At 44.3% G+C, this 23,424-nt stretch carries 22 protein-coding genes; 13 read left to right on the forward strand and 9 right to left on the reverse strand.

Annotated features, from left to right (window positions below; genetic code table 11):
* The first annotated feature begins 218 nt into the window (after nucleotides 1-218).
* From AC5O63_RS07095 to AC5O63_RS07125, 7 genes are all read left to right on the forward strand, one after another.
* Nucleotides 219-1,229, forward strand: coding sequence for a putative 2-aminoethylphosphonate ABC transporter substrate-binding protein (locus tag AC5O63_RS07095; RefSeq protein WP_171319806.1), 1,011 nt, complete (start codon nucleotides 219-221; stop codon nucleotides 1,227-1,229).
* Nucleotides 1,230-1,390: 161 nt separating this feature from the next.
* Entirely contained in the window at nucleotides 1,391-1,795 is a 405-nt protein-coding gene (locus AC5O63_RS07100) for a GNAT family N-acetyltransferase (RefSeq protein ID WP_494504428.1), read from the forward strand.
* Between the two features lie 155 nt (nucleotides 1,796-1,950).
* Nucleotides 1,951-3,063, forward strand: a complete 1,113-nt coding sequence (locus AC5O63_RS07105) for a putative 2-aminoethylphosphonate ABC transporter ATP-binding protein (protein ID WP_494504429.1) — start codon at nucleotides 1,951-1,953, stop codon at nucleotides 3,061-3,063.
* A 25-nt stretch (nucleotides 3,064-3,088) separates the two neighbouring features.
* The gene (locus AC5O63_RS07110) at nucleotides 3,089-4,801 is read left to right on the forward strand and encodes a putative 2-aminoethylphosphonate ABC transporter permease subunit (RefSeq protein ID WP_494504585.1); all 1,713 of its coding nucleotides are present in this window, start codon (nucleotides 3,089-3,091) and stop codon (nucleotides 4,799-4,801) included.
* A gap of 8 nt (nucleotides 4,802-4,809) precedes the next feature.
* Nucleotides 4,810-5,514, forward strand: coding sequence for a phosphonate utilization transcriptional regulator PhnR (gene phnR, locus AC5O63_RS07115; RefSeq protein ID WP_171319798.1), 705 nt, complete (start codon nucleotides 4,810-4,812; stop codon nucleotides 5,512-5,514).
* 71 nt (nucleotides 5,515-5,585) lie between these two features.
* Nucleotides 5,586-6,488, forward strand: coding sequence for an EamA family transporter (locus tag AC5O63_RS07120; protein WP_494504430.1), 903 nt, complete (start codon nucleotides 5,586-5,588; stop codon nucleotides 6,486-6,488).
* A 362-nt stretch (nucleotides 6,489-6,850) separates the two neighbouring features.
* Entirely contained in the window at nucleotides 6,851-7,207 is a 357-nt protein-coding gene (locus AC5O63_RS07125) for a DUF3316 domain-containing protein (protein WP_069668266.1), read from the forward strand.
* An 85-nt stretch (nucleotides 7,208-7,292) separates the two neighbouring features.
* Here AC5O63_RS07125 and AC5O63_RS07130 read toward each other — a convergent pair whose 3' ends face one another.
* On the reverse strand, nucleotides 7,293-8,768 hold the full coding sequence (locus AC5O63_RS07130) for a peptide MFS transporter (protein ID WP_004745642.1): 1,476 nt from the start codon (nucleotides 8,766-8,768) through the stop codon (nucleotides 7,293-7,295).
* 277 nt (nucleotides 8,769-9,045) lie between these two features.
* Between AC5O63_RS07130 and AC5O63_RS07135 the strand changes: the two genes are divergently transcribed.
* From AC5O63_RS07135 to AC5O63_RS07145, 3 genes are all read left to right on the forward strand, one after another.
* On the forward strand, nucleotides 9,046-10,170 hold the full coding sequence (locus tag AC5O63_RS07135) for a M14 family metallopeptidase (RefSeq protein ID WP_486787778.1): 1,125 nt from the start codon (nucleotides 9,046-9,048) through the stop codon (nucleotides 10,168-10,170).
* A 157-nt stretch (nucleotides 10,171-10,327) separates the two neighbouring features.
* On the forward strand, nucleotides 10,328-11,731 hold the full coding sequence (locus AC5O63_RS07140; protein WP_494504431.1) for an FAD-dependent oxidoreductase: 1,404 nt from the start codon (nucleotides 10,328-10,330) through the stop codon (nucleotides 11,729-11,731).
* Between the two features lie 71 nt (nucleotides 11,732-11,802).
* Nucleotides 11,803-12,705, forward strand: a complete 903-nt coding sequence (locus AC5O63_RS07145) for a LysR substrate-binding domain-containing protein (RefSeq protein WP_494504586.1) — start codon at nucleotides 11,803-11,805, stop codon at nucleotides 12,703-12,705.
* 13 nt (nucleotides 12,706-12,718) lie between these two features.
* Here AC5O63_RS07145 and AC5O63_RS07150 read toward each other — a convergent pair whose 3' ends face one another.
* Nucleotides 12,719-14,089: an L-serine ammonia-lyase gene (locus tag AC5O63_RS07150; protein WP_239852927.1), complete on the reverse strand. Its 1,371-nt coding sequence runs from the start codon at nucleotides 14,087-14,089 to the stop codon at nucleotides 12,719-12,721.
* Between the two features lie 189 nt (nucleotides 14,090-14,278).
* On the opposite strand from AC5O63_RS07150, the gene AC5O63_RS07155 reads away from it, so the two are divergent.
* Nucleotides 14,279-15,115, forward strand: coding sequence for a YdcF family protein (locus AC5O63_RS07155; protein WP_494504432.1), 837 nt, complete (start codon nucleotides 14,279-14,281; stop codon nucleotides 15,113-15,115).
* 61 nt (nucleotides 15,116-15,176) lie between these two features.
* On the opposite strand, the gene AC5O63_RS07160 is transcribed toward AC5O63_RS07155, so the two are convergent.
* The gene (locus AC5O63_RS07160) at nucleotides 15,177-15,428 is read right to left on the reverse strand and encodes a putative hemolysin (protein WP_004745648.1); all 252 of its coding nucleotides are present in this window, start codon (nucleotides 15,426-15,428) and stop codon (nucleotides 15,177-15,179) included.
* Between the two features lie 193 nt (nucleotides 15,429-15,621).
* On the opposite strand from AC5O63_RS07160, the gene AC5O63_RS07165 reads away from it, so the two are divergent.
* The gene (locus AC5O63_RS07165) at nucleotides 15,622-16,554 is read left to right on the forward strand and encodes an exopolyphosphatase (protein WP_494504433.1); all 933 of its coding nucleotides are present in this window, start codon (nucleotides 15,622-15,624) and stop codon (nucleotides 16,552-16,554) included.
* Nucleotides 16,555-16,606: 52 nt separating this feature from the next.
* On the opposite strand, the gene AC5O63_RS07170 is transcribed toward AC5O63_RS07165, so the two are convergent.
* Together AC5O63_RS07170 and AC5O63_RS07175 are read right to left on the reverse strand one after the other, a co-directional pair.
* Entirely contained in the window at nucleotides 16,607-17,623 is a 1,017-nt protein-coding gene (locus tag AC5O63_RS07170) for a GGDEF domain-containing protein (protein WP_494504434.1), read from the reverse strand.
* Between the two features lie 195 nt (nucleotides 17,624-17,818).
* A complete protein-coding gene (locus AC5O63_RS07175) occupies nucleotides 17,819-18,754 on the reverse strand; it encodes a chemotaxis protein (protein ID WP_494504435.1) in 936 nt (311 codons plus the stop codon).
* A gap of 194 nt (nucleotides 18,755-18,948) precedes the next feature.
* Between AC5O63_RS07175 and ppiC the strand changes: the two genes are divergently transcribed.
* Nucleotides 18,949-19,227, forward strand: coding sequence for a peptidylprolyl isomerase PpiC (gene ppiC, locus AC5O63_RS07180; protein WP_004745652.1), 279 nt, complete (start codon nucleotides 18,949-18,951; stop codon nucleotides 19,225-19,227).
* Between the two features lie 66 nt (nucleotides 19,228-19,293).
* Here ppiC and AC5O63_RS07185 read toward each other — a convergent pair whose 3' ends face one another.
* The 4 genes from AC5O63_RS07185 to AC5O63_RS07200 form a co-directional block, all read right to left on the reverse strand.
* Nucleotides 19,294-21,156: a 5'-nucleotidase C-terminal domain-containing protein gene (locus tag AC5O63_RS07185; protein WP_494504436.1), complete on the reverse strand. Its 1,863-nt coding sequence runs from the start codon at nucleotides 21,154-21,156 to the stop codon at nucleotides 19,294-19,296.
* A gap of 175 nt (nucleotides 21,157-21,331) precedes the next feature.
* A complete protein-coding gene (locus AC5O63_RS07190; RefSeq protein ID WP_004745654.1) occupies nucleotides 21,332-21,640 on the reverse strand; it encodes a c-type cytochrome in 309 nt (102 codons plus the stop codon).
* 68 nt (nucleotides 21,641-21,708) lie between these two features.
* Nucleotides 21,709-22,716 carry a low-specificity L-threonine aldolase gene (ltaE, locus tag AC5O63_RS07195; protein WP_486795751.1) on the reverse strand — a complete coding sequence of 336 codons (1,008 nt, stop codon included), beginning with the start codon at nucleotides 22,714-22,716 and terminating at the stop codon, nucleotides 21,709-21,711.
* An 11-nt stretch (nucleotides 22,717-22,727) separates the two neighbouring features.
* Nucleotides 22,728-23,252 (reverse strand): NUDIX hydrolase, encoded by a 525-nt coding sequence (locus AC5O63_RS07200; RefSeq protein ID WP_239824689.1) that lies wholly within the window; start codon nucleotides 23,250-23,252, stop codon nucleotides 22,728-22,730.
* Nucleotides 23,253-23,424: the final 172 nt, after the last annotated feature.

Here is a 23,424-nt window from a genome sequence, read left to right on the forward strand (position 1 = left end):
AAACAACAGTAAAGGTCAGAGAGTCGAATTTAATAAAACTTTCATATGAAAAATTCGCCGGCAAAATTGCGCACAGTTTTTCGTCAATTCTTTAAAAAAGTGCCATTTTTTGTTCATTGAATCGTAATAAAGCGCTTTTAGGGTGTATTACGTCAACTGGTACAGACCAATGCTAACTCGGCAAGGTTTAACAAACGTAATAGTCTTAATTGGAGAAGATGATGAAAAACCGTTTGATGAAAGGATCGCTAGCTGCACTTGTTTCTCTGCTGGCAACAAACGCAATGGCAGCACAGGAAGTGACGGTTTACACGGCTTTCGAAACTGACATTCTGGCAAAGTACAAAAATGCTTTTGAAAAAGAAAACCCTGATATCAAAATCAAATGGGTTCGTGATTCAACAGGCATCATGACTGCTAAGCTACTTGCAGAAAAAAACAACCCGCGTGCTGAAGTTGTTTGGGGTCTGGCAGGTTCTTCGATGGCGTTACTAAAAGAAGAAGGTCTTCTACAGCCATACACGCCGAAAGGTCTGGATCAGCTAAATGCGAGTTTGAATGACCCGCAATCAAACCAAGCTTGGTTTGGTAACGACGCATTCTTTAACGCGGTATGTTTTAACGAAGCGGTTGCTAAGCAGCTGAACCTGCCAAAGCCGACATCTTGGCAAGATCTGACTAAACCTGTATACAAAGGTCATATCGCAATGCCTAACCCAGCTTCTTCAGGGACTGGCTATATGCAAGTCTCAGCTTGGTTGCAAAATATGGGTGAAGACAAAGCGTGGAACTACATGCGTGATCTAGATAAGAACATTGCACACTACACGCATTCCGGTTCTAAACCATGTGTACAAGCAGGCATGGGGGAAGTTGCGATTGGTATTTCAATGGCAAGCCGTGGCGCTAAGCTAAAAACACAAGGTGCTCCTTTAGCGGTGATCACGCCTAAAGGCATCGGTTGGGAATCAGAAGCGGTCGGCTTAGTGAAAGAGTCTGACGCAGCTAAGCGCGTAGTTGATTGGTCTATTTCGAAAGCAGCAAATGAGCTTTACATAGAGATGTACCCAGTAGTTGGTCACAAAGATGTGAAAGCAACTGTGTCTAACTTCCCGAATGTTGAAGCGAACATGGCTAAGATGGACTTTGCTCAGATGGGCAGCAAGCGTGCGGATATCCTAGCGGCTTGGTCAGCGAAATTTGATGCTAAATCAGAGCCTAAATCATAAGCTGATTGTGCATTGAGATAACAAAGGAGAGCAAGGTTGCTCTCCTTTTTGCTTTTCAGGGAAGTTAAGGGCAAATTAGGATAACTGGATAACTGGATAACTGGATAACTGGATAACTGGATAACTGGATAACTGGATAACTGGAGGGCAAGGAAAGCATCATGAGAGTAGAAAGAGTTACAGCAGAACAAACACTCGCGCTCAGGCATGCGGTGTTATGGCCGACAAAGAGTCTGGAGTTTTGTCGCGTGGCAGAAGATGAATTTGGCTTTCACTACGGAGGCTTTATCGGAGATCAGTTAGTCGGTGTCGCATCGGTCTTTGTTGAGCACGATGAAGCTCGACTACGCAAATTTGCTGTTTTGCCTGAGTATCAAGGGCAGGGTATAGGCTCAATGATGTTGGAAACCATGCTGAGCGAAGTTCGAGATTTTCAAGCGACACTTTTTTGGTGTGATGCACGCGAATCAGCACTGGGTATCTATCGCAAATTCGGTATGAATAAGCAAGGTGAGCGCTTTTACAAAGGAGAAATTCCGTACTTTAAAATGTCTCTTGAGTTGTGAACTTTAGGGCGTAGATTGACCTCGCTAATTGTTCGGTTACAGACAATAGGCTAACCGAGTGAATTCATTTTATTGTCATCTTTGCTCTATAAATTTGTCATGCCACTGAAATAAACCAGATTTAAGGTTGGTATATACCATTTGGAGAGTGTGTTATGTCAACTAACCAACCTTACTTACAAATTGAAAATGTAGTGAAGCAATTTGGCCAGTTCACTGCGTTGAAGCAAATTTCACTGGCGATAGAGAAGGGCGAGTTTGTCTGCTTTCTTGGCCCCTCTGGCTGTGGCAAAACGACCTTACTACGAGCTATCGCTGGTCTTGACCTACCGACTTCAGGTGGCATTTATCAAGATGGACAAGAGACAACCTTCCTCCCTCCGGAAAAACGCGATTTTGGTATTGTTTTTCAATCGTATGCGCTATTTCCAAATCTTACCGTGCAAGAGAATATTGCTATCGGATTGAAGAACCAAGGGATGACCAATCAAGAAGCCTTAGAAAAGGTTGATTATTGGCTTGATATGATTGGTTTACCGACTTCTGGTGAAAAGTATCCTAACCAATTGTCTGGTGGTCAGCAGCAGCGTGTTGCCCTTGCGAGAGCGTTAGCCTTGTCCCCAGGGTTATTGCTTCTTGATGAACCTCTCTCGGCGCTTGATGCCAAAGTTCGTGTTCACCTTAGAGATGAGATTTGCAAACTTCAGCGCAAACTGGGTATTACCACAATCATGGTGACTCATGACCAAGATGAAGCGCTATCTATGGCTGACAGAATCGTTGTGATGAATCATGGTGTCATTGAGCAAGTGGGCACGCCACAAGAGATCTATCAACACCCTGCTACTCGTTTTGTTGCTGAGTTTGTTGGCAGTATGAATTTTATTTCTGCCTCCGCAGCGACTGATACTCAACTACGTATCGCTGAGTCGCTTATTCCCGCTCCTATTATTGAAAACAAGCAAGTAGTGAGAGGGGATTGCTTTGATCTGGCTATTCGACCAGAAAGTATCCGTTTTGCTGAGCAATTTAATAATGCTCTACCTGTGAAGATCCGAGACAGAGAGTTCCTTGGTGCGTTTTATCGCTTTGAATGTGAACTTCAGCATGACAAACAAGCCGCGCCGATCTTTATTGATGTCGCTGGCGAAGTGGTCACCGAGCAGAAGCTGCGTATTGGCGATATTCGATACATTCAGTTCTCAAAACAGGGGGTACGTGCATACCCAACGTTAAGCCCGAATGGCACTAAAGCAATTGCGGCTTAAGGTATCACTAATGGAAAGCAGAACTATGTACAACTCTGGAGTTAACTCTCGCTCATTGCGTCCTTCATCCCTTTTGCACAGGGTCAGTAAGGATAACCTAGTGCTATTTGGCTTATTGGCGTTCCTATTTTCAGCGCTAACAATTTTTATTGTGATGCCTCTATGGGCGATGCTGACAAAAAGTGTTCAGGACAACAGTGGCGAATTTGTTGGGTTAGAGAACTTTGCTACCTATTTTGCCAATGACAGTCTTTGGTACTCTGTTGGCAACACATTTACATTAGGGCTTCTGGTGACTGCCGTAGTAGGTCTGCTCGCTTTTGGTTATGCCTACGCATTGACGAGATCGTGCATGCCAATGAAAGGAATGTTTCACATGCTGGGTACAGCTCCTATTTTGGCACCGTCGTTGCTTCCTGCAATCAGTCTTATCTTTTTGTTTGGTAATCAAGGTATCGCTAAAGAGATGTTGGGTGGTCAATCAATCTATGGCTTGGTGGGCATCTCACTAGGTCTCATCTTTTGGACCTTCCCTCATGCCCTCATGATACTCACCACCTCATTGAGAACCTCGGATGCGAGATTGTATGAAGCGGCGCGAGCTTTAAAAACGTCACCGTTCAAGACTTTCTTTGTTGTCACTCTTCCGGCTGCTAAGTACGGACTGATCAGTACCTTGATTGTCGTGTTCACTCTGGTTGTGTGTGATTTTGGTGTACCTAAAGTGATCGGCGGGAATTACAACGTTCTGGCAACAGACATTTTCAAGCAAGTCGTCGGGCAGCAAAATTTCTCTATGGGTGCGGTGACCAGTATTTTACTGTTAATGCCTGCCTTGCTCGCGTTTGTCGCTGACCGCTGGGTACAAAAGAAACAAAAAAGCCTATTTGATACTCGCTCTGTCCCTTACCAACCTGAGCCTAATAAAGTCAGAGACGGGATCTGTTTTGCCTATTGTTTGGTGATTTCTGCCGCGGTGATTGTGGTACTTGGGATGGCAGTATATGGCTCATTGGTGACCTTCTGGCCTTGGAATAAGGCACTGACGCTGAACAACTACAACTTTGCTGAAATGAGTACCTATGGTTGGTCTCCATACTTTAACTCGCTCACACTCGCAACATGGACAGCCATTATTGGTACAGCGATTATTTTTGTTGGTGCGTACTGTATTGAGAAAGGGCGGGCGTTTGCACCGGTTAGACAAGCCATGCAAATGCTCAGCGTTGTTCCAATGGCAGTACCGGGAATGGTACTGGGGTTAGGGTATATCTTCTATTTTAATGATGCCAACAACCCACTCAGCGTTTTATATGGCGGCATGGCGTTTCTTGTTATCAACACCGTGGTTCACTATTACACTGTTGGTCATATGACAGCGGTAACTGCGCTTAAGCAAATTCCTGCTGAGATAGAAGCGACAGCGGCTTCGGTAAAGCTACCTCAGTACAAGTTGTTTTTTAAGGTGACGCTGCCAGTTTGCGTTCCTGCGACTCTAGATATCGCTACCTATTTGTTTATTAATGCATTAACCACCACTTCTGCGGTAGTATTTATCTACTCTACGGAAACTATCCCTGCTTCTGTGTCAGTATTAAATATGGATGATGCAGGACAGACAGGTGCAGCCGCAGCGATGGCAGTGATGATCATGATCTCTGCTGCTGTAGCTAAGTTAGCACACATGACGTTAGGCAAATGGTTAGAAAACAAAACGCAAGCATGGCGTAAAAGGTAAGGACAAGGGTGCAGTACGTAAAAATTAAAGATTCGATTGTTGAGCAAATTGAATCAGGCATGTTATCGCCAAGGCAGAAATTGCCAGCAGAAAGGAAGCTTGCAGAGTCGTTTGATACCACAAGAGTCACGCTCAGAGAGGCGCTATCCTTGCTTGAAGCAGAAGGGCGAATCTACCGAGAAGACAGACGTGGTTGGTTTATCTCGCCACTGCCACTTAAGTACGATCCTACGCAGACTCTCAACTTTACCAATATGGCGACCGCGCAGCAGCGCACACCAAAGACGGAATTGATTGCAGCAAAAGGTATTCTTGCCAATAAGCAAGCGGCTAGCTTACTTGGGTTACAGCCATTTTCTGATGTGTATCGAGTAGATAGGGTACGATACCTAGAAGAGCGCCCAGTGGTGTATGTTACTAACTATATTCGTCCTGAGTTGTTTCCAAATCTTCTCGATTTTGATTTGTCGAAGTCTTTAACAGACATTTATCGCGAACATTATGGTGTTGTTTACGAAAAGATTCGCTACCGCATTAGTACCAGCACATTGCTCGGTGAGACTGCACAAGCATTGCGAGCGACGTCTGGGACACCGGCTATGGTCGTTGAGCGAGTTAACTACAATCAAAATGGCGAGTTGATTGACTGCGATATCGAATATTGGCGACATGATGCGATCAGCATTGAGTCCGTCGCTCAGCTTCAACGTTAATCTCACTTCTTTATTTAGGCTTCTGCGTAGTAACCAGAAGCCTTTAATCTATTCAAGTTTAAGGAATGACTATGTCAGTATGGGCGATATGTTTGGTTGTCGTATCGGCATTTCTGCATGCTGGGTGGAATCTTCTAAGCAAAAGTAACAAGTCTTCAGGTACGGCATTTTTCTTATCCAGTAGTGCTGCCGCTTCGATTGTACTTGCGCCATATGTAATCTGGTATCTCAATTATGTTGGTATCACGAATATTCCAGCAACGTTTTGGTGGATGCTACTCGTAAGTGGTGTCGCTCAGTTTATCTATCTGATTGGTTTAGGTAATGCCTATAAGCATGGTGATATTGGCGTAATTTATCCCATTGCGCGTGCACTTCCAGTGCTAATGGTTGGCGTGGGCACCGCTTTACTGGGATACCAGTTAACCACGTTTGTGTGGGTAGGCTTCGTGTTAATCACCTTTGGTTGTCTATTAGTGCCTTTGAGTTCTTTACGCGAGTTACGTTTTGGTGACTACCTCAATATTGGTGTGTTATGGGCGGTGATTGCTGCAGTAGGCACCACAGGCTACTCCATTTTGGACAAAGAGGCTTTAGGGATTGTTGACCTTGAGCTCTCATCTATTATCTCTAATCTGCATTCAGCGATTTTCTATTTGGGTATCCAGTTCTGGACGATATTCTTAGTCATTGCCATTTATGTTTTGGCAACACGTCAATGGAAGGAGTTTTCTGAGGCTTGGAGCATCAAAAAGCCTTCCGCAATGGCCGGGATTATGATGGCCACCACTTATGGCTTGGTGTTATACGCGATGACGATGACCGAGAATGTCAGTTATGTTGTGGCGCTAAGGCAGCTAAGTATTGTGTTTGGTATGATTTTCGGTGTGATTTTATTAGGTGAGCGTTTCGCTTTAACCCGAAGTTTAGGCACCTTCTTGATTTTCGTTGGACTGGTATTGACAGTTATCTGATAGAAAAGGACCAATTAATGCCAAAAAGTTCACTAAATTTATATGATATTTTCCACTTGTATTATAACGAATCACTCTAAAGTGTTATCTCGGCTTTCTTTCTTTGTTTTCGAATCGAACTAATAAAGTGTTGAGTTAAATATCTTTTTTCTAAGCTGCATATTGTGAACCAATTTAACCTTACTTTTAATGTAAGAAAGCGAATTACACTTATTTCAAATTATTCGAATAACAAGTGCAATTATTTCTAATTCATTCTGGTCTTCTATTACGTACTATTTGGTTACTCGGGCAGCGGAATAAAGCTCGATTTTTAGAACCATTTATTAGGTAAGTAAGTATAAGTAGCTAAGGAGTCAGTTATGATTAAAGTAGTGAGTTTAGCAAGTGTCATGTTGTTTAGTTCAGTAGCTTTGGCTGGTTTAGGTGGTGCATACAACACCGTAATCCAAAGTGAAACTATGAATGGCGATGCAGTTGGTTCAAAAGAAGCAGCATTAGCAGCAGGTAAAACCATGATTATGGAAATTAACGATAAATCTCCATATGAGCTAAGTAAAGCTGTATCTTACTCAACCAATGACCTTGTTGACGTTAATTCATTTGAGTTGAGAAATTCACACGTAACAGTGAATGAAATTGTTACCAGTGAAGGTGAAATTGCTTTCCAACCTGTAATTAATGTCAGTTACGAATTTAGAGCTCGCGATAGAGACTAATTCTTTTATTTCAGTTTTTGCTAGCAAATAATAAAAAACCCAAGCTCAACGCTTGGGTTTTTACTTTATTTTAGTGTGGCGATGATTAGCTTTCTGCTTCAACCATTTCAGGTTGTTCATCAGCGCGAGCCGCTTCTAGCATCTTACGAATAATCACAGAAGCAACCAGAGCAATCGCTACCATCACAACAGCAAGAACAGTTAGTAGTTGGAAGTAGTCACCATAAACAGTTTGAACAATTTCTTGCGTGATCTCTTGGCCTTTCTCTAAAGCGATAGAGGTAGAGAATACTGCACCTACGATACCACTTAGTGCCATTGCAACAGAGAATAGTGATACAGAGAAACCTTCGATGTGCTTAGGAGCAACCGACAGGATAAACGCAACCACAAGGCTACCGACAATAACTTCTGCGAATGCTTGGAAGAAGTGAATCGCTAGGAAGACTTCAGGGCGGATAACCACATCCTCACCAATATTCATCACTGCCATGGTCAGGATACCAAACGCAATCGCTGTGAAGATAAAGGCAAAACCGATCTTAGTTGCGGTTGAGAAATTGATGCCTTTCTTCTCAAGAGAGGAGAAGGTCATAGCAATAACAGGACCGGCAACAATACACCACAGAGGGTTCATTGCCATTGATGCTTCTGGGGCAATTGGGATCAGGTTGAATAGATCACCACGCATTGTGTTGATCGTTACCATGGTCATTGATGTCATCATCTGACCGTAGTAAACGAAGAAACATGTCGTTAGCACTGTCATGATTAGGATGGTACCCATCTTCAATGCATCTGACTTGCCTGACTTAAACATCAACGAGATGAAGTACAAGATTGCAGCGGCACCGATGGCGTAAACGATGTTCTGACCAATATCCATGTTAGAGAACATGAAGAATACTAAGCCAACCATTGCAACTGAAACCGTTAGGAATGCCGCCCAGTTTTTTGCGCTGACTGGCTCTTGATCGATCTCAGCGGCTGCACCAACAAGTTGTTTATTGAAGATAACAAGTACTGCGAATGCGAAGGCCGCCATGACTGCTGATAGTGTGAAGCTTCCGTGGAAACCGATTACCAGTACGAACATTGGGAACAGGTATTGACCTAACAATGCGCCAACGTTGTTGACTGAGTAGTTTACTGGGTAGCCATTCTCGAAGTCCTCTTCTGAAGCAAAGGTGCGTTTGTAAAGACTTGGGTAAGAAGGAGACATTAAGCCACGTGCGTAACTTGCGAGTGCGATACCTGCTAAGCTCATTGGGATGTTAGTTGTTGACGCGCCCAATACTAGCAAGGTGTATCCTGTAGCGAATGCACCATAAGCAATGGTGAGTGAGCGGTATGCGCCAAGAAATTTGTCGACAATAAAGCCGCCAGCGATAGCGAAAAGTGGGCCGATGGATGAGAACGCTCCGACAACCATCATGGTGTCGGCTTCGCTATACCCTAGATCTTCTAAGAAAAAACGGGTCAGGATAACCATCACACCATAGAATGATAAGCCAAACATCGCCTGGCAGAACATCATTGATTTATTGAGTTTATTCCACATAATATTCTCTTTTTGTTGATATAACACAGAGTTAACATCTGATTATTTTATCATTTGTGCTATGTTATAAATTGAAACAATTATCGCAGAATTACTTTTCTATGCACGATTTTTTCTCAACTTCGCATAAATTTTTGTAATGAGTTTGATCCAAAACGTTTGCGTGGGATATTTTTGGTAAATATTCCGTGCGATAAAGTGCTCTAAAGAGATTTTTAACTACTAAGAACTGTGCTAGCCTCCTGCATTGCTACGTAAATGTATAAGGAATGTAAGCATGAAGATTTTTAGTAATTTCGATAGTGGCAGCATCGAAGTCGTAAGCATCGAGAACAAAGATCAGATTCAACTCAAGATTCCCAATGACAATCAGTCAGAGTTTTATCAATGGTTTCACTTTCGCCTAGAGACTCAAGCAGAGCAATCTCATACTATTCAATTGCTAGATCTAAAAAACTCGGCCTACCCAGAAGGTTGGAGCGGTTATGACGTTGTTGCATCTTACGACCGTGAAGAGTGGTTCCGTATTCCAGCAGAGTTTGATGGTGATACGTTAACATTCAACGTTATCCCTGAGCGTGGTTCTATCTATTTCGCTTACTTTGCTCCTTATACGTATGATCGTCACCTTGATTTGCTTCACATGGCGCAGAGTGCTCATCACTGTCAACTTGAAACACTGGGTAGCACGTTAGATGGTAATGATATGAGCCTACTAACGTTTGGTGAGCCAGAAGAAGGTAAGAAGAAGATCTGGTTAATCGCTCGCCAGCACCCAGGTGAAACAATGGCAGAGTGGTTTATGGAAGGTTTTATTCAGCGTCTGTTGGATGAAGACGATACTACGGCTCGTGCAGTGCTCGAAAATGCAGTGCTTTATGTTGTGCCAAACATGAACCCAGATGGCGCGATTCGCGGTCATCTGCGCTGCAATGCGATTGGCGTGAATCTAAACCGTGAATGGCAGTCTCCATCAATGGAACGCAGCCCGGAAGTCTATTTGGTGCGAGAGCGCATGCTAGAAACGGGTGTTGATATGTTCTTAGATATCCACGGTGACGAAGCGATTCCTTTCAACTTTGTTGCAGGTTCTGAAGGTATTCCATCTTATGATGAGCGTTTAGCAAAGCTAGAAACGGCATTTAAACAAGTGCTTCATACGGTGACGCCAGAATTCCAAGACGAGCATGGTTACGATAAAGATGAACCGGGTAAGGCGAACTTGACCGTTGGTTCTAACTGGGTGGGCGAGCAGTTCAAGTGTTTGTCATACACCGTTGAGATGCCATTTAAAGATAATAACGACTACCCAGACCCGCTTTACGGTTGGTCACCAGAGCGTAGCGTTAAGTTTGGTCACGATATGCTGACGGCAACCTTTGCTATGGTCGATAAGATTTAATTCACTCAAATTAGCTCAAAAGACTCTAGGATAAAGGCGCGGTGAATACCGCGCCTTTTGCGTTAGTAAAGCTTACGCTCAGCGTAACAAATCCTCGCTGTGCGTCTGGATCAAGGCGCGATACATTTTCTTCAGAGACAAAATGAAGGAAATGAACATGTCATCTCATCTATCTTATTGGTTCAAACAAGCGCTAGAAATGGAGCAGCCGCTCGATACTCAAACTCTCACTACGGACATTTCAGCCGATGTGGCGATCGTTGGAGGAGGTTATACAGGGCTTTGGGTTGCTATTATGCTCAAACAGCAACAACCTCAGCTTGATATCGTAGTCATAGATAAAGGGTTATGTGGCAGTGGCGCTTCTGGTGCCAATGGTGGCTGTATGTTGACTTGGTCAACCAAGTACCCAACGCTCAAGCGCCTGTTTGGTGAGGAACAGGCTAAATGGCTGGTGGAAGAATCAGAGCAGGCTGTGTATGACATTGAGCAATTCTGTCTTGAGCACAATATCGATGCGCACCTTTATCGCAGCGGCACTTACTATACCGCGACTAACTCTGCCCAACAGGGGCAAATGAAGCCTGTCGTTGAGCAATTGGAGCAACTCGCTTGCAATAGTTGGAATGTCTGTTCAGAACAAGAACTCCGTTCATCATCTGGCTCGAAGCAACACCTTGAAGGGTATTTCTCTCCTGCTGCTGGCAGTGTGCAACCGGCATTGCTCGTGCGCGGTTTACGTCGTGTAGCGATTGAGCTTGGAATCAAGGTATACGAAAACAATGCGATGGAGAAGATTGATTTCGGTGAGCCTGCGGTTGTGCATACCCCGCAAGGAAAGATCTACGCAGATAAGGTCGTGTTGGGCTTAAATGCTTGGATGGTAGAGCATTTTAAGCAATTCAAGCGCAGTATTGTTGTCGTCTCATCAGATATGGTGATCACCGACCCGATTGAAAAGCAGCTAGAACAAAGTGGATTGAAAAAGGGGGCTGCTGTCGTCGATTCTCGGATTTTTGTTCACTATTACCGAGATACCCGAGACGGACGTTTAATGCTAGGGAAAGGGGGCAATCAGTTCTCGTTTGCTAATCGCGTTGATCCTATGTTTAACAAACAAAGCCAATATGTCGATTTGCTTTCGCGCTCTTTTACTAATCTGTTTCCCGAGCTTAATCAGTCTAAGTTTGCCTATAGCTGGACAGGGGGCTCTGATCGCTCTGTGACAGGCTTACCTTTCTTTGGCAACTTAGACGGGCAGAAGAACATATTCTATGGCTTCGGTTACTCCGGTAATGGGGTTGCTCAAACCCGAGTAGGTGCCAAGATTCTTACCTCTCTGGTGTTAGAACGAAAAGATGTTTGGTCTCAATGTGGCTTAGCACAAGGTCCATTAGGTCACTTTCCGCCAGAGCCGATCCGTTGGTTGGGAGCTATGATGGTGAGAAATGCGGTGCGCAGGAAAGAAGACGCCGAAGACAGAGAAGAGAAACCAAACCTGCTAGATAAATGGTTAGCTAAGTTTGCAGGTGCAGCAGGTAAAGCAGACAAGGTGACTTAACGCCACTGTCATATTTTGTTGGCAAGATGGGCGCTTGTCTAATTAAAGCGCTCATCATTGCCTCTTGCTCTATGTCTCATAACGCCCCCACACAACACTCGCACCGATTTTTACCGCCACTCAATGCGTTGAAGGCGTTTGAGTCTGCCGCTAGGCTACAAAGTCTGACCAAGGCCGCTGAAGAATTGAATGTCACTCGCGCTGCGGTGAGCCAACAGGTCAAGCAGCTTGAACACTACTTAGAGGCAACCTTATTCGAACGCAGTGGCTCTAAGCTGACACTAACGGATGATGCGCAATATTACCTGCCTCTTTTAACACAGATGTTTGACTCACTCTCAGTTGGAACAGAGCAGCTCTTTGAGCGCAAGAGACGGAACTTACTCACACTTAATGTTGCGCAAAGCTTCTGTCATCAGTGGCTTATTCCGAGACTTTCTGAGTTTAAGCGTCTTAACCCAGATTTAGAACTTAAGATTGCCACCACATCCAATCCTTACCCAAATACCAGCCAAACCGCTGATGTTGAAATCATCAATGGCATGTTACCGAAAGAGAGCCAACTAACAGAGCGGCTCACTGATGAGCATTGGGTTCTAGTCGTTTCTCCGAGTCACTTAAAGCAACTCGGAGTGATGGAGTTAACTGATATTGCTGAGGCTGAAAAGATCACAACCTCGGGGTATAGAGAAAATTGGACCTACTGGTTTAATCAAGTCGGCTATTGCGATGACTGGGTGAAACCAAAGCTCCATTTTGACCACTCACTTCTTGCGGTGGAAGCGGCGGTATGCGGCTTGGGTATTTTGTTGGTCAAAGATGTGTTAGTCGAAGATCAACTAAAGCAGGGCGAGCTGATAAAAGTTGGAGAGTGGAAGGTCCCTTGTGAAACGAGCCACTATATTCTGTGCCATAACCCATCTAACTCAATGGCTGTCGAGTTTTTCGATTGGTTAAGGCACAGTTTTAATTAGTAGCTTACGCCGCTTACTCGCAAGGTGGAGCCATATGGATAACCGCTAGGCCTCCTAAAGAAGTTTCTCGATACTTCTTATTCATGTCTTTACCGGTTTGATACATGGTCGCGATGACTTTATCGAGCGAGATAAGACACTTACTGGTACGCTTAAGCGCCATTCGTGAAGCATTGATCGCTTTCATCGCACCCATTGCATTACGCTCGATACAGGGAACTTGAACGAGCCCACCGATTGGATCACACGTCATGCCAAGAGAATGCTCCATCGCAATTTCTGCCGCAATACAGATTTGCTCGTTGCTACCACCACGAAGCGCGGTTAAGCCTGCTGCTGCCATTGATGACGAGACACCCACTTCACCCTGACAGCCAACTTCTGCACCAGAGATTGAAGCATTGGTCTTGTACAAAATGCCAATGGCACCTGCAACAGCAAGGAAGTCTTTCAGCTGTTTTGTATCAAGCTCTTTGATAAAACGGTGGTAATACATGAGTACCGCAGGAATAACGCCGGCTGCACCGTTGGTCGGGGAGGTCACCACTTGTCCACCGGCAGCGTTCTCTTCACTGACAGCGAAAGCGAATAGGTTGATCCAATCCATGATTTCCATTGGATCGTTTTCAACCGCAGCATTCGCTTCCAACTTTTTAAGTAAGTTAGGCGCGCGCCTTGTGACGTTAAGACCACCTTCTAAGATGCCCTCGGTCTCGAAGCCACGCTGCATACACAAAGACATCACTTTCCAGATTTGCTCTGCCTTGCGTGTGATTTCATCTTCGTTAAAAAAGTTTACTTCATTCTTTAAAATCATACCGCCGAGGCTAAGACCGTTTGTTTCGGCCATTTCTAGCATCTCGTCTGCGCTTGTAAATGGGAATGGAACATCGACGCTGTTGGCGTTACCACCTTCTTCGAGCTCTTTGGCTGTAGCAATAAATCCACCGCCAATAGAGTAGTAGGTTTCAAAAGCTAACTGATTGCCGAGTGAGTCATAGGCAGTAATCGTCATGCCATTTTCATGCAGAGGAAGGTTATCACTATGGAATAAGATATCGCTCTCATAGCTAAAATCGATGGTGTGAGCACCCGCAAGGATCAGATGACCTTCCTGTATAGTAGTGGCAAGCGCTTGTTTGGCACTGGCCATTTTAATTGTGTCGGGCTTGTTGCCTAGCAATCCTAAGATCACTGCTCTGTCTGTGTGGTGTCCTTTACCTGTCAGTGACAGAGAACCATAAAGATCGACTTGGACACGGCTGACTTTGGTTATGGATGAAGCGAGAAGGCGCGTAAAATGATAACCTGCGAGCATCGGCCCGTTGGTATGAGAGCTTGAAGGCCCAACCCCCACTTTGAAAATATCAAATATCGACAGCATATACTTTACTTCCTGTTGTAGTGGCCTGTGTTTCAGGCTCTTTTATTTACAAGTATGGCACGCAAGTGGAGATAACGTCTTGCATGCGGGATGTTAACAAAATATTAACCTCTGATAAGCTAACGACAAAGTGAATGCTTGTACAGTTTATGTGTAACTCAGTAGGAATAATTGAGACATGGATAAATAATGAACATTATTAATGTGGTGCTCGTCCTAGGTAAGCGCCTATTCAACAATGCGCTAACACTTGAGGGCAGAACAAGGGTAGAAGCATTAACGACAACCATCCAAAGCCTTCAGCTTGAGCAGAGCGCGATTATATTCTGTGGTGGGGCGACGGATGGGCAAACGCAAACCGAAGCTCAGGCTATGTTTGATTACTTTAAGCTTTGCTATGAAGGTGAACTGCCTCCGAACATTATTCTTGAAGACACATCCACTAACACTATCGAGAACATTCAAAATGCCGCAGATAAATTGATTGCAAGTCAGTTATGTAAGAGTGGGCAGGAAGTGAATGTCCAGTTTGTCTCTAATGATTATCATCTGAAAAGGATATTCGAAATACAGACCTTGATGGATGAGCAGGGTCTACTTCGTACGTTGAAAAGTCGCAGCGCAGAGAGTGGCTTAAAGCTCAATATTCCTATGTCTTTAGAAGCACATGTTTGTGTGCCGTATCCACACAATAATTCGTTGGGGCAAATATTCTTACGTTTGGATGAGATCACGACTTATAGGGTCTATTTAGAGGGAGTGAAGAGCGAGACATTTTCCAGATCTTTAGAGCAAGTCAGGCGACAGCCTTATCAAATCGCGACGGCGGCAATTCAAGAGCTTAAACAACTTTTGTCTGAGTACAATGAGGTGAAAACCTTAGCACTGATCGAAAATGCTGTGGAGAAGACAAGTCCGTCAGTAACACCAGTGGAAGTGATAGAGCAGCTACGAATATTGGACCAATGCTTAACTAGCCTCAATCGACAATACGATCCAGAGCGGCAAGGTATGTCAAAGCTCTGAGGCGCTATGGATTACGAGGAAAGAGGGCGACAGAATGTCTCTCTTTCCCCGCTGAGCCAGTCTATTGCTCTTTATGGTTTTGGCGGTAGTAATCCCACTCTTCAACGCGTTCGCCATTTGGTAGTTGGCAGTATGTGACACGTTCTTCATTCTCGGTCACTGTCTCAAGTTCACCACCTTGCTGCACACAATACACTGCGGCTGGATTAGCCATTGAAGTGTATTCTTTTACTTCATATTCATCAGGCTCATTGGCACAACCTGCTAGAACGGCAACACTGGCAGCAACTAGAGCAAAACACGTTTTCTTCATAATAAAACCTATATTGAATCAATTAGTAGCATATCGAGTATAGAGCAAGGAACGAAAAACTCTGTCTAGAGTTTGTTAAAAGGTTAGTGATGTCTAAAATTAAAAGGAGTTATACAACAAAGCTATAGGTAGCAGCCTAGTACGTTCGTATTACGTATCCTTTAATAAAAAGACGAAGCATAGGAAGTGCCAGATGTCGGAGCAAAAATATCGACTTGTTACGCGAAGCGACTTTGATGGTCTAGTGTGTGCAGTACTGTTAAAGCAATTGGATCTTATCGACGACATTAAGTTCGTTCACCCAAAAGACATGCAAGATGGTGTCATTGAGATAACCTCCAATGATATTGTAACTAACTTGCCTTATGTGAAGCAGGCGCATCTTGTATTTGATCACCACCTATCAGAGTTATTGCGCAATCCAGAAAGGTATGAAAATCATATTATCGACCCAGATGCCCCTTCTGCGGCTCGGGTGGTTTGGGAGCACTATGGGGGGAGAGAAGTTTTTCCAGCTGAATGGGAAGATATGATGGAGGCGGTCGATAAGGGTGACTCGGCTCAGTTTAATCGAGATGAAGTTCTGGATTCGACGGGTTGGAATCTATTGAATTTCCTGATGGATGCGCGAACTGGCCTTGGCCGCTTTCGAGAGTTTCGCATTTCCAATTATGCGTTGATGATGGATTTGATTGAGTATTGCAAAAATCATTCAATTGATGAGTTGCTCGATCTTCCTGATGTCAAAGAACGTATTGATTTGTATCGAGAGCATGAAAATTTGTTCAAGGAGCAGATCCAGCGTTGTGCGACGGTGTACGACAACCTCATCTTTCTCGATTTAACCGAAGAAGAGGTCATATACGCTGGCAATCGATTTATCATCTATGCGTTATACCCCCAATGTAATATCTCTATCCATAAAATGTGGGGTTTCCAAAAACAAAACACGGTGTTTGCTACCGGGAAGTCGATTTTTGATCGCAGCTCTAAGACCAATGTCGGCGAGTTAATGCTTAAGTATGGTGGTGGTGGGCACAAGGCGGCTGGCACTTGTCAGATTGACAACGATAAAGCAGAAGTGGTTCAAAAAGAGCTAATCAGTGCAATCACTAACGATGGTTAAAACTAAAGGGCCCTAGCACTGTGCTAAGGGCCTTTTTATCAATCTCATTAGCCTATATAGGCATCACGCGATTTCTTCCGAGTTCTTTTGCTTCATAAAGAAGCTTGTCAGCTCGTTCGATGAGAGACTCGGCAGATTCACCCGGCTGCAGCTCAGCAACCCCCATCGAGATAGTAATGTTTCCAACCTGTTGTGCGGTACGGCGATCTTTAATTGAGAGCTTCTCTACTGCTCGTCGCAAGCTCTCCCCAAACTGGCGGGCAATACGTAGCGTTTTATTTGGCACAATCAGAGCAAACTCTTCGCCACCAAATCGATAAGCTTGTATCCCTTCGCGGCAACTTAACTGAAGTCTGCGCGCAATGCCTTTGATTACCGTATCGCCGAACAAGTGACCGTAGGTATCGTTAAACGACTTGAAGTGGTCAATGTCAGCAAGAATCAAACACATCTTCTGTTCAGAGCGGGTTAATGTACTGATATCGTTATCGAATGCTCGGCGATTGTACAAGCTCGTGAGTGCATCAAATAGTGCGTCTTGTTGTACTTCAGCGAGTTGAGTCTTGAGTAGGTTGATCTCTTTGGTTGCCGTTTCTAGCTGATTATTGAGAAAGCGAGTTGAATGCCTGATCTCTCTGGATTCAGCGACAAGTTGACGTACGACAGTCATCACTTCGTCCATCGAAACAGCCTCGCCCTCGACACGTTCTAGATTGTCAAAGCTCTTGTCGATAAGCTTAGAGAATTGAGATGTGTCTGTCAGAGTGTCCGTCATTGAGCTAGCGACTTCATTGACCAATATTTCTATATTGGAGCGTAGCTCCATCATATCGGTCTCAGAACGGCTTGCGACATAGTTGTTGTAGAGTTGTTCGCCGGCAGCAGGTGGGCAAATACCATAATTTTCCACGACACTATCTAACTCACGGTTGAGCTGAGGAATCGCGTTATCCACGTAGGTGTACCACAAAGCGTAGTTAGCCGGTGTGGCGGCTACGTGATTTTTCATCATTAGCGGGACAGCTTTTTTAAGGTTAGCCGTCGATTTCTTGAAGTCGTCGTCTGTCATTTCTTAGGAATATTCTTTTCTCGACACCTTGTACATTAAGAGTAGCGGATTTCTAATCTAGATGTTTGTTCAGTATCACTTTAGAGTGAGTTATTCATTATTAGTATGAACTTTATCATAATTATATGCTGACATTTGTAAGTGAAACATTCAATCAGCTTTAAGCAGGTGCGACAACATAAAAGTTGATGTTAATCAGACACCTTCAGGCATTTCTTCTCGAACATTTCCCGATTCTAGCTTGCCGGCTCCACGTAGCATAGCTTGGATCAAATCACCCGCATTAAATTTTTCTAGTGCTTCATGGGCACCTACTTGTTGTGCCCGGTCAACACAAATCTCACTAGAAAGTGAAGTATGCAGAATGACGTAGCTGTTTTTTAGCTCAGGATCGTTTTGAGTCTCGAACGCGAGCTCATAGCCATCTAAGCCGGGCATCTCTATATCGCTGACTAACAAATCAACAGGATGGTTGGCTGACGCTTCGCTACGCATCAATTCAAGCGCGTCTAAGCCATTGTTACATATCTGATAAGAGATATTGATGCTGTCTAGGGCATCCGAAAGTTGCTTACGGGCGATAGAAGAGTCATCCACCAGTAAGATATTCAGCGCTTTAAGTCTTTCGCGCTCAATATCGGTAAGCATTGGAATGTTAGTTGATTCATACTGCGGATAAATTTTTGATAGCAGCAACTCGACATCCAACATCTGAACGATTTGCTCTTCAAAGCGAGTAATACCGGTAACGAACACGTTTGATCCTGCACTTTTAGGCGCAGATTCGATCGACTTCCAATCACACTCGATGATCTTTTCAATTGAGCGCACCATAAAAGCAACCACAGTACGTAAGCAGTCTGTAACGATTAGGTAGCACGAGTCGTACTCTTCAGGCTGAATTGGACGAAAGCCAATCGCAGCAGGCATATTAATTACTGGGATGGTCTTATCACGAATTGTGACGGTTCCAATCACATGGTGGTGTGAGTAGGGGATTTGCGTCGTCGGTTGAAATGGCACAATTTCTCTAACTTTTAGAGTACCAATAGCGAACAACTGTTTACTGTTGGTCAAAGTAAACATCAGCATGCCTTGCGACTGATTTGCTTTACTAACTGGTTTTGCCATGGGTTTCTCGTTTGTGCGACTATTTTTATAAATGGTAACGGATTTACCCCGATGATCAATGGATGCAAATCAAATTTGTTTCTAAACGCCGATAAGATAGTCATTCGTCATTTACTAAGTTAAAGGCTTGGGTGAAGATCTCACTTTAATCGGGTACAATCCGCGCAAACTCAGTCATTTTTAGAGGCACCAACATGGCTAACACAGCAGCAGCTCTGCACATTCTGGTAAAGCATAAAGAGCAAGCGGAAGATATTATTAAGCAGCTTAAGAAAGGCGCTAAATTTCAAACTCTCGCCAAGAAGTACTCAACGTGCCCATCGGGCAAAAAGGGTGGTGACTTAGGTGAGTTTCGCAAAGGTCAGATGGTTCCACAGTTCGACAAAGTTTGCTTCTCTGGCGAAACACTGGTTCCTCATTTAGTGAAAACTAAGTTTGGTTGGCATGTGGTTAAAGTGCTTTATCGTACCTAATCAGATTGTGCTGATTTAAAGATTGAAAAATGGCCAAGGTATTTACCTTGGCCATTTTGTTTGCGCTTAGTTCGCTTTTGGAGTGAATGTTTGAGTGCTGCGGTCTTGCTCAGCAACAGCTTCAATCTTCTTACCGTTCGCTGCTAGGTCACGGACGTAGTCGATAAAGGTCTCTGTGTAGAGCTTTAACGTGTTTTCGTATTTCGACTTATCAGCCGAGACTTCACCAAAGGCAATGTAGCCATCTTTACCACCTGCGATGTAATCATTGGTCACGACAATCAGCTCTCTGTCGTCGCTCAATTTAGACCAACTGCCATCTCCTTTAGCTTTGACCTCTACATTGTGAACGCGCTGCCCTTGTGGTCGGTTAAAGTCGACATCATATCGAATACCCGCAGCGTAAGGGTAGGCACCATCTGAGCCTTTAGCGCTGTTCTCAACGTACTCTGCGTAAGCTTTGTCTACGGCTTGGTTAAGTACCTTCTTAACTTCTGCTCCTGTCATTTGTAGGTTTACCATGGTGTTGCTAAATGGCAGCACTTTTGTTGCTCCCGCTACGGTGAACATACCTTGAGGAATGTTTGCACGTGCGCCACCGCCGTTTTGAATCGCAACATCGGCGCGTTTGGTTTGGGCTAAGAACGCTTGCGCGACAAGGTCGGCCACTTGAGAGCCGTGAAGGTTAGTATGTGTATCGCAGCCGTCTGCACCATTGTGTTTTTGCTGACCAGGAACACGCTCGTAACACAGTAGCTCAGAAGATTGTGCAATCTCTTGATCCTTCATTACATCAAGCTTTTGCGTAAACGCGGATAAGGTCTGTTGTGTTGCCGCGTCTGGTTTAACTTGAATAAGGTTAGGTTGTGCTTCTACATCAGCCAACACTGCGGCCAATTCAGCACCTTCAAGTGTCTGCTTTTTACCATTTTCGTCTTTGCGTTTGAACTCGGAACCGATCAATAGATGTGGCGTGCCGTTACAAGCTGCTACCTTGCCTTTGCCATCAAATGAAACCGATAGCTCACCTAGGATTTGTGAATATTGCCAAGCTTGAGCGACACATACTTGATCGCCATCTTTGTTCTTCATTAGTGTTGGGTAAGCCCCTTCACTTTTTAAGCCGACAGCAGCGAAATCGCCCAGTAGGGTATGTGAGTCACCGCCGATGATGACGTCTACATCAGTAAGAGCCTTAGCAAGCTGAAGGTCGTTCGAGTATTGGTAGTGGGTCAATAAAACGATATTCGACACCCCTTTAGCAACTAGCTCGTCGATGTACTTTTGCGCCGTTTCAACTTCATTCAAGAACTGTGTGGTTTCGTCTGGGTTCGATGAGTTCATGGTCTTGTCTGCAATATCAATACCGACGATACCAATCTGATGCTCACCATATTGTTTTACCGTGTATGGCTTAAAGTAATCGTTGGCAGAATTCATTGCGAGAGGAGAAACGCCTTGCTTAGGAATCACGTTAGCAGCAAGTACTTCTGTCTCTTTTGAGCACTCACCTTCATTCATCCAATCTAAGAATTGTGCTAAACCTGCATCACCATCATCAAATTCATGGTTACCAAGTGCAAAAGCATCAAAGCAAGCGTGATTCATCATCGCCGCATCCGCTTCACCTTTAAATAGTGCGTAATAAAGCGTACCTGAGATAGCGTCACCAGCATGAAGCTTTAATACGTTCTCGTTTGCTTCTGTACGCTGATTTAGCGCGGTGATCAGTGCCGGAAATCCACCCACTTCAGTGTAAGTCGATTGACCCGCTAGTTTGAGTTTCTGCGTGGAAGGCTCTAAATGAGAGTGATGATCGTTGATATGTAAAATCGTTAGGTCGAATGGCGTTTCATTCGAAGTTTGTGTTGTACACCCTGAAGCAACCACTGCTGACAGGAAGGCTAGTGCCAATGGGCTATATTTCATTGTTCGTCCCTATAAATGAGTGCATGAGAAGAAAACTTGATCTTCGGCTTACGATTATAGGATTTATATGAAATACATCTTATCTTGCATGCAATAATGCGAATGATATCGTTTGGTAATGTTATAACGTATCAATAATCGTGATGTTCATCATTGTTCGACTTTATAACTTGTACTACTGACTAGCAAAATAGGCGGCAATATCTTTAAGATCTTGGTCGTTGAGGCGAGAAAGTTGCGCTTTCATCATATCTGCTAACGCGCCTGACCGATGTCCATCTTGATAATCTTTCATGGATTGATACAGATATTGGGCATTTTGGCCTTTTAGATGCGGATAAGCAGGGTTGGGTGCAATGCCATCAGAACCATGGCAAAACACGCAACTTGGTGCTTTGACTTTTCCAAGTTCAGGATTGCCGAAATCGTTGTTTGCTAATGCGACAGAAGGGAGAGCTAATAGCAGCAGAAGGGTGCGTTTCATAGATACATCTCGAACAATATGACTACGCAAAAGAGTAAAGCTTCCCCTAGGGGGAAGCTCAAGTGAGATTATTTGATGTATTGCGCAAGTTTACTCAGTAATAGGTCGATATCAGCGCTTGAAACGTCTTTGTGAGTCACGAAACGAATCGGGTTACCCGGTGACACAGTGATTCCATCCTCAGCTAACTGTTCCGCAATCTTGTTGATTTGGATACTGTCATCCAATTTAGCAAAGACGATATTAGTTTGAACAAAATTAGGGTTGACATGGAATCCGTCTAATTCGCTTAGTCCTAGGGCTAACTTCTTGGCGTTTTGATGGTCAACATTCAGTTGAGTGACTTGTTCAGTCAATGCCAGTTTGCCCGCTGCTGCCAAAATACCAGCTTGGCGCATACCGCCACCTACCATCTTACGTAGTCTGCGAGCTTTGGCGATAAAGGCTTTGCTACCAAGAAGGAGAGAGCCGATAGGCGCACACAAGCCTTTTGATAAACAAATTGTCATCGAATCGAAGTGCTGAGCAATTTCTTTGACGTCTACATCAAGCGCGACGGCGGCGTTGTAAACGCGAGCGCCATCAAGGTGAAGTGACAAGTTATGTTGATTGACGAATTCTCTTGCTTCTGCCAAGTAGGAGAGTGGTAGCACCTTGCCATTAATAGTGTTTTCTAAGCTTAATAACTTAGTGCGGGCAAAGTGTGAATCATCTGGCTTAATGGCGGCTTTGAGTTTCGCAAAATCTAACGTGCCATCTGGGTTGTTTTCAATCGGTTGAGGCTGGATAGAGCCTAACACCGCAGCGCCTCCTGCCTCGTACTTATAGTTGTGGGCTTGTTGACCACATAGATATTCATCGCCGCGTTCACAGTGAGCCATAAGACCGAGTAAGTTGGCTTGAGTGCCAGAGGTGGTAAAGAGCGCCGCTTCAAATCCGTGTCGCTCGGCTGCCCATTGCTCTAGTTCGTTTACGGTTGGGTCGTCACCATACACATCATCGCCTACAAGTGCTTCGGCCATTGCTTTGCGCATTGCCTCGGTAGGCTTAGTTACCGTATCTGAACGAAAATCCATAATCTTGTCTCCTATATATATCCACACAGCTTTGCTTTGCTTAAACACGCGATAGTTTTCGCATCGGTGATCTCACCATCAATGATTTTTTGTTCGAGTTGTTCTACTGATAATGAGAGTACGTCGATGACTTCATCTTCATCGCATTGGTAACGTTTGGTTTGGGTTAACTGTTTTGCAACGAACAGATATTGGATTTCGTCACAAAAACCCGCAAGAGGCGTTACTTGTCCTAGAGATACCATGCTTTTAGCACTGTAACCAGTCTCTTCTTCAAGCTCTCGGTGCGCGCAGAGCTCAATCGGTTCGTCTGACTCCAACGTTCCCGCAGGTAATTCCAATAACCACTTCTTAAGAGATGGGCGGTATTGATTGATCACAATGATGTGACCATTTTCATCAATGGGTAAAATCACCGCAGCACCAGGGTGAGATATCGTCGTATGCGCGATTTTTTTACCGTTGGGTAGGAGGATTGATTCTTCGACGAGAGAGATGCGTTTCCATGAATGGATCGTCTTAGTTGTGTTTTCCATTTGATTCTTATTGTTAGTCCTAGCTTAAGACAGGAGTTACCTTACAGCCTCATTCCCCGTAGATAAAGCGCATTCTCGTCGATACCTCACAAAATCCCATACGCTATAGGTGATAGAACTCTCAAAAGTGCAAACATTGTTTTCAACGAGTTACGCAAAAACTGCATCTGAT

The organism is Vibrio sp. SCP2 (assembly GCF_059295395.1).

Coding starts and splice junctions, on each gene's coding strand:
- AC5O63_RS07120 (WP_494504430.1), top strand. CDS start 5,586: ATGTCAGTATGGGCGATATGTTTGGTTGTCGTATCGGCATTTCTGCAT.
- AC5O63_RS07165 (WP_494504433.1), top strand. CDS start 15,622: ATGTCGGAGCAAAAATATCGACTTGTTACGCGAAGCGACTTTGATGGT.
- AC5O63_RS07170 (WP_494504434.1), bottom strand. CDS start 17,623: ATGACAGACGACGACTTCAAGAAATCGACGGCTAACCTTAAAAAAGCT.
- AC5O63_RS07105 (WP_494504429.1), top strand. CDS start 1,951: ATGTCAACTAACCAACCTTACTTACAAATTGAAAATGTAGTGAAGCAA.
- AC5O63_RS07175 (WP_494504435.1), bottom strand. CDS start 18,754: ATGGCAAAACCAGTTAGTAAAGCAAATCAGTCGCAAGGCATGCTGATG.
- AC5O63_RS07110 (WP_494504585.1), top strand. CDS start 3,089: ATGTACAACTCTGGAGTTAACTCTCGCTCATTGCGTCCTTCATCCCTT.
- AC5O63_RS07095 (WP_171319806.1), top strand. CDS start 219: ATGATGAAAAACCGTTTGATGAAAGGATCGCTAGCTGCACTTGTTTCT.
- AC5O63_RS07130 (WP_004745642.1), bottom strand. CDS start 8,768: ATGTGGAATAAACTCAATAAATCAATGATGTTCTGCCAGGCGATGTTT.
- AC5O63_RS07200 (WP_239824689.1), bottom strand. CDS start 23,252: ATGGAAAACACAACTAAGACGATCCATTCATGGAAACGCATCTCTCTC.
- AC5O63_RS07155 (WP_494504432.1), top strand. CDS start 14,279: ATGAACATTATTAATGTGGTGCTCGTCCTAGGTAAGCGCCTATTCAAC.
- AC5O63_RS07160 (WP_004745648.1), bottom strand. CDS start 15,428: ATGAAGAAAACGTGTTTTGCTCTAGTTGCTGCCAGTGTTGCCGTTCTA.
- AC5O63_RS07185 (WP_494504436.1), bottom strand. CDS start 21,156: ATGAAATATAGCCCATTGGCACTAGCCTTCCTGTCAGCAGTGGTTGCT.
- AC5O63_RS07140 (WP_494504431.1), top strand. CDS start 10,328: ATGTCATCTCATCTATCTTATTGGTTCAAACAAGCGCTAGAAATGGAG.
- ltaE (WP_486795751.1), bottom strand. CDS start 22,716: ATGGATTTTCGTTCAGATACGGTAACTAAGCCTACCGAGGCAATGCGC.
- ppiC (WP_004745652.1), top strand. CDS start 18,949: ATGGCTAACACAGCAGCAGCTCTGCACATTCTGGTAAAGCATAAAGAG.
- AC5O63_RS07135 (WP_486787778.1), top strand. CDS start 9,046: ATGAAGATTTTTAGTAATTTCGATAGTGGCAGCATCGAAGTCGTAAGC.
- AC5O63_RS07100 (WP_494504428.1), top strand. CDS start 1,391: ATGAGAGTAGAAAGAGTTACAGCAGAACAAACACTCGCGCTCAGGCAT.
- AC5O63_RS07150 (WP_239852927.1), bottom strand. CDS start 14,089: ATGCTGTCGATATTTGATATTTTCAAAGTGGGGGTTGGGCCTTCAAGC.
- AC5O63_RS07125 (WP_069668266.1), top strand. CDS start 6,851: ATGATTAAAGTAGTGAGTTTAGCAAGTGTCATGTTGTTTAGTTCAGTA.
- AC5O63_RS07190 (WP_004745654.1), bottom strand. CDS start 21,640: ATGAAACGCACCCTTCTGCTGCTATTAGCTCTCCCTTCTGTCGCATTA.
- AC5O63_RS07145 (WP_494504586.1), top strand. CDS start 11,803: ATGTCTCATAACGCCCCCACACAACACTCGCACCGATTTTTACCGCCA.